The organism is Bacteroides caecigallinarum, assembly GCF_021531075.1.
GTDB classification, from domain to species: domain Bacteria; phylum Bacteroidota; class Bacteroidia; order Bacteroidales; family Bacteroidaceae; genus Phocaeicola; species Phocaeicola caecigallinarum_B.
The window spans coordinates 1-8739 of record NZ_JADYTJ010000075.1 but is presented as its reverse complement, the minus strand read 5'-3'; the positions used below and the strand labels follow the sequence as shown (position 1 = coordinate 8739).

Annotated in this window: 5 protein-coding genes and 1 pseudogene; 5 read left to right on the top strand and 1 reads right to left on the bottom strand. The window is 36.5% G+C overall.

Annotated elements, in window-relative coordinates; genetic code table 11:
* Positions 1-435: 435 nt before the first annotated feature.
* The 5 genes and pseudogenes from I6E11_RS13700 to I6E11_RS13680 form a co-directional block, all read left to right on the top strand.
* Positions 436-1005: pseudogene (locus I6E11_RS13700) on the top strand (sugar O-acetyltransferase); the annotation flags it as partial.
* 12 nt (positions 1006-1017) lie between these two features.
* Positions 1018-1530 (top strand): GNAT family N-acetyltransferase, encoded by a 513-nt coding sequence (locus tag I6E11_RS13695; protein ID WP_235338707.1) that lies wholly within the window; start codon positions 1018-1020, stop codon positions 1528-1530.
* A gap of 10 nt (positions 1531-1540) precedes the next feature.
* Complete coding sequence (locus I6E11_RS13690; RefSeq protein ID WP_235338706.1) at positions 1541-3319, top strand: MutS-related protein; 1779 nt, start codon at positions 1541-1543, stop codon at positions 3317-3319.
* A gap of 35 nt (positions 3320-3354) precedes the next feature.
* A complete protein-coding gene (locus I6E11_RS13685; protein ID WP_235338705.1) occupies positions 3355-4782 on the top strand; it encodes a S41 family peptidase in 1428 nt (475 codons plus the stop codon).
* 124 nt (positions 4783-4906) lie between these two features.
* Positions 4907-6244 carry a S41 family peptidase gene (locus I6E11_RS13680; protein ID WP_235338704.1) on the top strand — a complete coding sequence of 446 codons (1338 nt, stop codon included), beginning with the start codon at positions 4907-4909 and terminating at the stop codon, positions 6242-6244.
* A 101-nt stretch (positions 6245-6345) separates the two neighbouring features.
* On the opposite strand, the gene I6E11_RS13675 is transcribed toward I6E11_RS13680, so the two are convergent.
* Positions 6346-8649: a carboxypeptidase-like regulatory domain-containing protein gene (locus I6E11_RS13675; RefSeq protein WP_235338703.1), complete on the bottom strand. Its 2304-nt coding sequence runs from the start codon at positions 8647-8649 to the stop codon at positions 6346-6348.
* Positions 8650-8739: the final 90 nt, after the last annotated feature.

Here is an 8739-nt window from a genome sequence, read left to right as displayed (position 1 = left end):
CTGCATAACAAAATTATCCAGCTTGCTGCCCCTTTAAACTGTCTTTTTCTAATGCCCTCTTTAGGAAGGGGGAACTAGGCTCATACCTTTATAAATAATATACTATATTTATAATCAAGTGAATATATTTTTCAATTAGCTTATTATGTAACAAATAAGTAACAATTATAAGAGACTACTTGAAATTAATAACTCAACTCGAAAATTGGTCAGATTGTATTTAAGAAAAACTATTTAGATAATAAATGTTCTTGTTAAATAAAAGTGACGATTTTCTGTTTTTTTTCTTTTAGTCAATAATAATTAGAACATATACTTGGAAAAAGATTAATCTAATACGGTGAATTTGCAGATTATGCGTATCTTTAGGGCATAATAGAGAAAAACATGGAGAAAGAACACCGTCAACATCATACAAGCAATTACGACCGATTCATGTCCGGAGAATATTGCAACAATCTGAACCCGGAGGTACTTGAAATGATATCCAATACTAAAGCCTGTCTTGCCAGACTTGACAGCCCGGACTTGGAAGATTCAGAGAGAAGCGGTATATTAAGGAATATGCTTGGAAGAATTGGCCAACGATCGGCAGTAGGAGGTAATTTCTTATGTCAGTGCGGAAAGCATATTTTCATTGGGGATAAGTCAGTCATCAATGACAACTGCACAATGATGGACGAGAATCATATCCGTATAGGAAATCAGGTTCTGATAGCCCCGAATGTACAGTTCTATACAGCCACACATCCGATAAACTACAACGAAAGATTTGTCGAGAACTGGAATGAAAATTCGGAGGAACTCTTTTTCCGTACACGGTCTCTTCCTATTACCGTAGAGGACAATGTGTGGATTGGTGGCGGCAGTATAATTCTTGCCGGCATAACAATAGGAACAGGAAGTGTGATTGGTGCCGGAAGTGTTGTGACAAAATCAATCCCGGCAAACTGTGTGGCTGTCGGGAATCCATGTAAGGTGATCCGATACCTGAAGTCTGACAATAAAATCCAGACAATAAAATCATTCAAACTGCGAAACTGGAACAGAGCAGACGTACCGGCATTAGCAAGACACCTGAACAATAAAAAGATTTGGGACAATTGCCGTGATGCTCTTCCTTATCCCTATACGGAAAAGGATGCAGAGCAATTCATAAGTTTTGTTGAAGGACAAAGTGAACAGAACAATTACTGCATCGAGATCAATCACGAAGCTGCAGGAAATATCAGCTTCATCAGGGGTACGGACGTTGAGCGGTATAATGCAGAACTGGGCTATTGGCTTGCAGAGCCATATTGGAACCTGGGCATTATGACCGAAGCCCTCAGGCAGGCCATAAAAGATTATCTAAGCCATTCCGATATAGTACGGATCCATGCGAATGTTTATGAAAATAACCCGGCATCGATAAAGGTTCTCGAAAAAGCCGGTTTCAGGAAGTGCGGCACCCTTAGAAAAGCCTGCTTCAAGAACTGTCAATTTGTTGATTGCCATTGTTATGAATTACTGAGATCAAATATTATTTAACGGTGAAAAAATGGAATACATTAAAGATTTAGTAAACTGTGATATAATCAAACAAATTACAAGATTAAAAAGGAAAGAAAGGTTCTTGATTCTTTTCAGAATTATTATATTCTTTAGCACTTTATGTTGTTTATATATATTTTGGGGTACCACTAAGTTGTGGCTTTATTTCTCCTTTATATGTATTCTCTTCATCATCAGCAGTTTACTACTTAATAAAATTGATAAGAAACTTGCTGTATATTACCGATATATCCAATTAACTGAAGAAGATAAATTGTACTTCAACAATTCATCAGAGACTCAAATACCAAACAAGACTTATGAAAATCATCCATTTGCTGATGACCTGGATATCTGGGGGGATAACTCATTGTTTTCCCATTTAAACAGGACTGTAACAGTCCTAGGAAAAAATATTTTGATAGATTGGGTGACAAACCCACATCTTGATAAAGATATGATTATCAAAAAACAAAACGCCATAAAGGAATTGTCTTCAAAGAGTAACTTCAAATGCAACTTTAGGATTGCCGGCTCAATATTCTCTCGCGAAAATGATAATGACATCAGTTCATTTAAACAATGGCTACAGGAGGAAGATAATCCAGCAAAATTCAGGACATTAAAATATCTTCTGATTTCAACTATTTCTATTAACTGTATAGTTTTTCTATTAGTTATTTGGGGATTCATTACTCCGTATATGCTCATTAACTCTATTTTCTTTTTTGGCATTTTAAGTTTATATAAAGAGCGTGAAATTGATGTTTTACACGAAAATATTTACAATGGTATTCATGCTATGAATACTTACGCAGAATTGTTGGAACTTATATCGAAAGAAACTTTTCAATCAAACTTATTGTGTGAATGGAAAGAATCATTGTTCAGTTCAGAATATGATGCCATAAAAAGTATGAGAAAGGGGAATAATATCGGAAGTATGTTGGATCAAAGAAAAAATCTGATGTTACATTTCCTATTTGAAGGGATAATGGGATGGCAAATCATCCAGATTTTCAGAATGAAAAAGTGGAAAGAGCAATACAAAAATAGTATAGTCCAATGGTTTGAAAAAATAGGTCAATTCGATGCAGCCATTTCACTTTCGCAATATGTTGACAGACACCATGACTACATTTTTCCTATGATATCTGAAATAAAAGGAGTATTTCAAGGAAAAAATTTAGGTAATCCCCTTATTATAAATAGAGAATGTGTAACAAACGATATCCATATTAATAATCAGGGTTGTTTTCTTATTATTACAGGAGCAAATATGGCAGGCAAAAGTACATACATCAGAACTGTAGGGCTAAATCTGGTTCTAGCAGAAATGGGACTTCCTGTATATGCTACAGAATTTTCATTCTATCCAACACAAATAATTGCCAGCTTAAGGACATCAGATTCTCTATCAAAAAATGAATCCTATTTTTTTGCAGAATTGAAAAAGCTAAAAAATATAATTGACAGATTGAATAATAATGAAACACTGTTCATCTTATTGGATGAAATACTGAAAGGTACAAATTCCAACGACAAGTTAAAAGGTTCGGAAGCATTTGTAGAGAAATTGATTAATCATGATGCTAATGGAATAATTGCAACTCATGATATAAAATTAGGAGAATTGGAAAATAAATATTCCACATATATAAAAAACTTTCATTTTTCTTCTGAAATTCAAAATGATAGATTACTTTTTGATTATAAACTGAAAAAAGGTATAGTATCAGAGTTTAATGCAACCTACCTGATGCGACAAATGGGTATCATCAACTAAAATTCCCAAAAATATAATTATAAAAACATATTAAAATGAAAGCGAAAATTATAATAAACTGTTTATTGGCTTTGTTTGGGTTAGTCAACCCGGTCTTCGGACAACAATTAAGTCCCGCCCAGCAAATGGCCGATTTTGACACTTTATGTGCAAAATTAGAATATGTACACCCGGATCTATATCTCTATCAGTCAAGAGAAGAATATGAAAACAACAAAACCAAGATTAAGTCCTCCATGACTGATTCAATCAGCATATCCGACTTCTATCTGAAAATAGCTCCTTTTATGGCTAATATAAGGGATGGCCATAGTATGATGCTGCCGCCTATTACCAACGACCTGATTGCTAACGCAAAGAAAGATGGCAAGACAATGCCACTGAGAATAAAAGCATCCGGAGATTTCTTTATTGTAGATTATCCGGTGATTGATAATTCCGGGGTATGTGAAGGTGATACAATTCTCAGTATTAACGGAATCCGTTCAAAAGATATACTTGGACGGATGTATAGCCTTTGGGGGTCGGAGAAAGATAATGGCATAAAAGAAGGCAGTGTAAACACCTATTGGTCTCCATTGTTGTGGTACATGTACAGATGGGGCGAGTCGTATGAGTTTACGGTAAAACGTGGTGATAAGATGGAAGATATATATTTGGAAGGAGTTCCGCAAAGTGTGGCCATAAAAGTCATCAAGGAAAGACAATCCAAGAAAAGACCTGAAAGTTTCAGTTGCAGTTTCTCTTCCAATTTCACAAAGGCAACTCTCACCATTCGTAATGTATTCCAGGAAACTGAACTAAAAGCATTTTGTGATTCAGTCTTTAAGGAAATAAACCGCAGAAAAATACCGGAGATAACCATTGACTTACGGAATAACACAGGCGGTTCAAGCAAGTGTGTTGAAAGGCTTATTTCCTATTTCCCGCATCCGGACTATTCGCTATATTCCAAGAGTCTGTTGAAGGTAAGTTCATATTCCAAAGCCTATAATAAAGGCAGGCATCCGGAAATATACAGGCAAATCTGCAATTTGCCGGACGGAGAACTTTTTGTAATGGAAGATACTCCAGTCAAGAGTAATTTGAAAGAAGCGGAGTTGTATCATGGCAAGACTATTATTCTTGTGAACAACAAGACTTACTCTGGTGCATCCACTTTGGCCCATACGATGGAGAAGTTAAGCATCGCGAGAGTGGAAGGAGAAACAGGATGCCCTGATGTATATTTCGGCAACTATCTGCATTTTACTTTACCAAATTCCAAGATAGATTATTATATCAGTTTTTCTAAGTTTTATGAATGGCAGCAGCACATCTGCAATTTGATGAATGTAAACTGCAACACCGATGGCACAGAAGACGGTGTGCTCGGCTTAAACGCACTGGAAAAGTTTTCCAAAGTGATTATCAACTTAAAGGATATGTACATGGAGACCATTCCATTTGCAGAGAAACAGTAAACGTATTGTATTTCATAGAGTTTAAGGGAGAATATAACAGCAATACACCGAAAAATTCTCCCTCACTTCAGTTATATATAAAAATATAATTTCTATCTTTAGATATAATTAGAAATATGGAACAATGAAAAAAAAACTCTTCAATATTGTATTAATCAGCTTATTCGCAATACATATACCTGCGAAAGCTCAGACTACCACAAGTGAACGGATATATATCCTTTCTTCTGTATGGAAGGATGTGTGCAAGAATTTTGCTTTTCCTGAACGATTTAAGGAGGTTGACCCCGATAGTCTCTACAAAGAGTATATCCCTAAAGTTCTACATGCAGAAAGCGAACAGCATTTTTCTAATCTCATGGCTGAATTCCTTTCTACTTTTAATGATGGGCATACAAAATTTAATGACAACAATATAAAAAGGTACAAAGTGCCTGTTATCTTTTCTTGGGTCGAAGATCAATTATTTGTGACTAATATTCCCATAACCCTAAAAGAAGAAATACCCATTGGCAGTCAGATTGTTGAAGTTGAAGGCGAACCATTAATGGATTACTTGCAAAAACAGGTATATCCGATTGTCCCGGCTTCTAATGATAATTGGAGAAAAAGGAAAGCGTTGGATTTCTTTTTGACAGGTAATAAGGATACTCATTATAATTTCAGCATTAAGACTCCCGGCGGAAATATAAAAGACGTTTCTTTAACAACGGGTATCATAGGGTATGAGGATATTTCAGACTGGCTTATTCATCGGGATAATCGTATATGTTATGTAATGAATCTACCCGGTGATATTCTCTATATGAAGATGACCACATTTGCTAAGCCTCAATCGGTGAAGGAAGAGTTTGAAAAACATCTGTCGCAATTTATATCGTCCAAAGGAGTCATTTTTGATATACGAGGAAACCGTGGCGGCACGGATGAATCGTGGCATAATCTTATACAATATATAGCAGATCCAGATGTGAATGTTCAAGATGGTATTAAGCTTTCAAGTAGAGTTTCTAATACAGCTATCGAACTGTATGGAAAAAACGTACCTCAAATGGCCGATTATTATAATGGCGTTGCAATGCAGCCGATTCAATTAGACCCACTAAAAAGTAAAATACCTGATTCATTGAGAATAAAATCGCCAATAATTTTACTTGTCGATGGATTTACGGCTTCAGCAGCCGAAGATTTTGCCGTGACGATGAAGAATTTGAAACTTGCTACCTTAGTTGGCACATCGACAGCCGGAGTGGTCAGTTCTCCAAAAGTAAATGATTACGGTCATGGCTATTGGGCTCAGATCTCGTTTTGCCGATTTTCTAACCCTGATGGCTCTGATATTGTTTACACAGGAGTTTTGCCGGACACAAATATTGAATATACCTTGGATGATGCGTTAGGTAAAACTGATACAGCATTGGATACTGCGATTAAAATAGTGCATACCCTTCAAACTAAGTAATACAGTACAATCATAAAGGGGAGAACCTGAGGCAATATGCCGAAAGATTCTCCCTTATTTTATTTTGCCATTACGAAGTGTTCACATAAAAAATCTCATTGTCAATACCCCTTCAAGATAGCATCCTTAGTGGATTTATCAACAGTAATATCACCTCGTTTTGTCTTTTTTCCATAACTGAAACTATAAGTAAGTTTTAATGCTACATTGCACCCGTTTGGCTCACTGAATGTCCAGATATCCTGATTGTAGCATCCGTAATCCATGGTTATATGTTCTTTGTAATATTTGCTGAAAGGATTTCTTACCAAAGCTTCAATATCCCATGATTTATGGGTCCAGCCGACCTGCAATTCATACACCGGCTTGTTTGTTACAAAATAAGGCCCCCGGATATTGATTGCCTTGTATGGGGTACGGTAATTGAATTTGAATCTCCAGCCTTTCAGAAGATAAGTCGCAGAAAGTTTTGCTCTAAGAATGTTTTTTGACAAGTCATAAATATCCCCACGTACCATATTGTATTCTTCAATAGCTGTAGCGCTAAACCGCAAAGTGTTGTTGAATGCTCCATAGGTCAGTGTTGCAGTCAACATATTGCCATAGAAAGTACCGTCATTGACCATGGTATTATAAATGATGTCATTGTCGGCATAATATTTATGAACCATATTATCAAAATACATATAACCGTTGAAAGAGGCATTGAATGTGAAGTTCCCGAATTGGCCATTGTAGGATACAATGTTTCCGAATGCCTTCAAAGGCTCTGCATCAGGATTGCCCTGGGCACTTTCAAAGAAGGATACGGGCACGGTCATAGAGTTTTTATTGGATGGATCGAACAAAGTATGTACGAAGTATCCGTTCAGATTCAATGAATGATTGCTGTTGAAAGCATAATTCACGCCATAAAAGGCGACCGGATTAGAATAATTATAGGCTTTGCCATTCAGTACAATATGTGAATTTGCCAAACCGGCAGACACATAATAATAATATTTTGTACCGGAATGACTGAACTCCAAAAGTCCCTGGCTTACATCGGTTGACAATCTCTGGGTTCCTTTGGATGAACCGCTATAGACATCCTTATATGTCATATGGTCATGAGACAGTGTTACTGCAAATCTCATATTATTCTTGAATGATTTGGCATACATGGCGTCTGCAGATATACCATAATTGTCTTCGTTCACCATGGATGAAATGACCTGATTATTTTCATTATACAGGCTTGAATACTTATTCTTGCCAAACGAAGCCGCTCCGGTTATTCCCAGACTTTGATTATGGGGAAGATCGACAGAATAATTTGCATAAAATGAGGGAGACAGATTTCTTCCGGAGGAATTCTTGTTTTTTTCTGCCTGACTTTCGATAAAACCGCTATAATATGTATTTTGTATGACTTCGTTACCCGGTTGCTCCTGTCTATTCAATGAGATATATGAATTGAATTTGTAATTATCACCGGCAGATGTCACTTTCAGTCTTATTGCCTGGTTATTGTCCTTATACAACGAACTTTTGTTGGCGGTGTTGCGTGATAACTCTTTCCCGTCCAGAAATGTGAAATGTTCATTACCCTCGGTATAACTGGAATAACGCGACCAGTCACCAGAAGCTGTCAGAGAGAAACTCCATTTGTTTTTTGTGAAATCAGTAAATGCAGTATAGTCTCCATTTTTATAGATAAATTCTTGCTTGGCGGATACATATACATTGCCTCCGAAATCTTTCGGCTTGGTTATGATGTTAATCAGGCCCGCTTTCCCTGCATACTTGCCGCTTGGAGAACGTACATATTCTATCTTCTGGATGTTCTTTGACAATAAGGTTTTCATTTCCTCCTGTAGGACTTCCATTCCGTCTATACAGACGACGACTTCGCCGCCTGTCACAGTTGATATGCTTTTGGAATCAGAAGAAACATCAAGTTCCGGAATCTGCATGACACTCAACAAATCGAATCCGTTGACACTATGCTTTTTCTCCAATGCCGTTGGTATCAATATGGACTTCTCTGCTTTTTCTATCCTTGAATTGCCTTTGACAACCACTTCATCCAGTTTCTCTACCTTTTCTTTAAGAACTATATCATCAAGCGTTGTTGTCTGTTTCAAGCTAATGTCTGCTGCATAAGAAGTAAAACCTAAACACGAGACAGACAGTCTGTAATCACCGGATGGCAAATCATCAATCTGAAACTTTCCATTATTATCCGAGATACACCCCCTGACGAATAGGGTATCATTTTGTAATCGCATAGCTATTGCCGCACCGGTTATGCTATTATTATAGTTATCCTTGATACTTCCTTTTACACTATTTTGAGAATAGGCATAACAAGGATATATTACTATGGATAAGATTGTCAGTATTTTAAGTAAATGTAAACGCATATACACAAAATGATATTTGAGTTATTATAGTGATATAATTGGATTATACATGCAAAGATAGCTCATTATTTAGTCAGAGTGAATATTTAT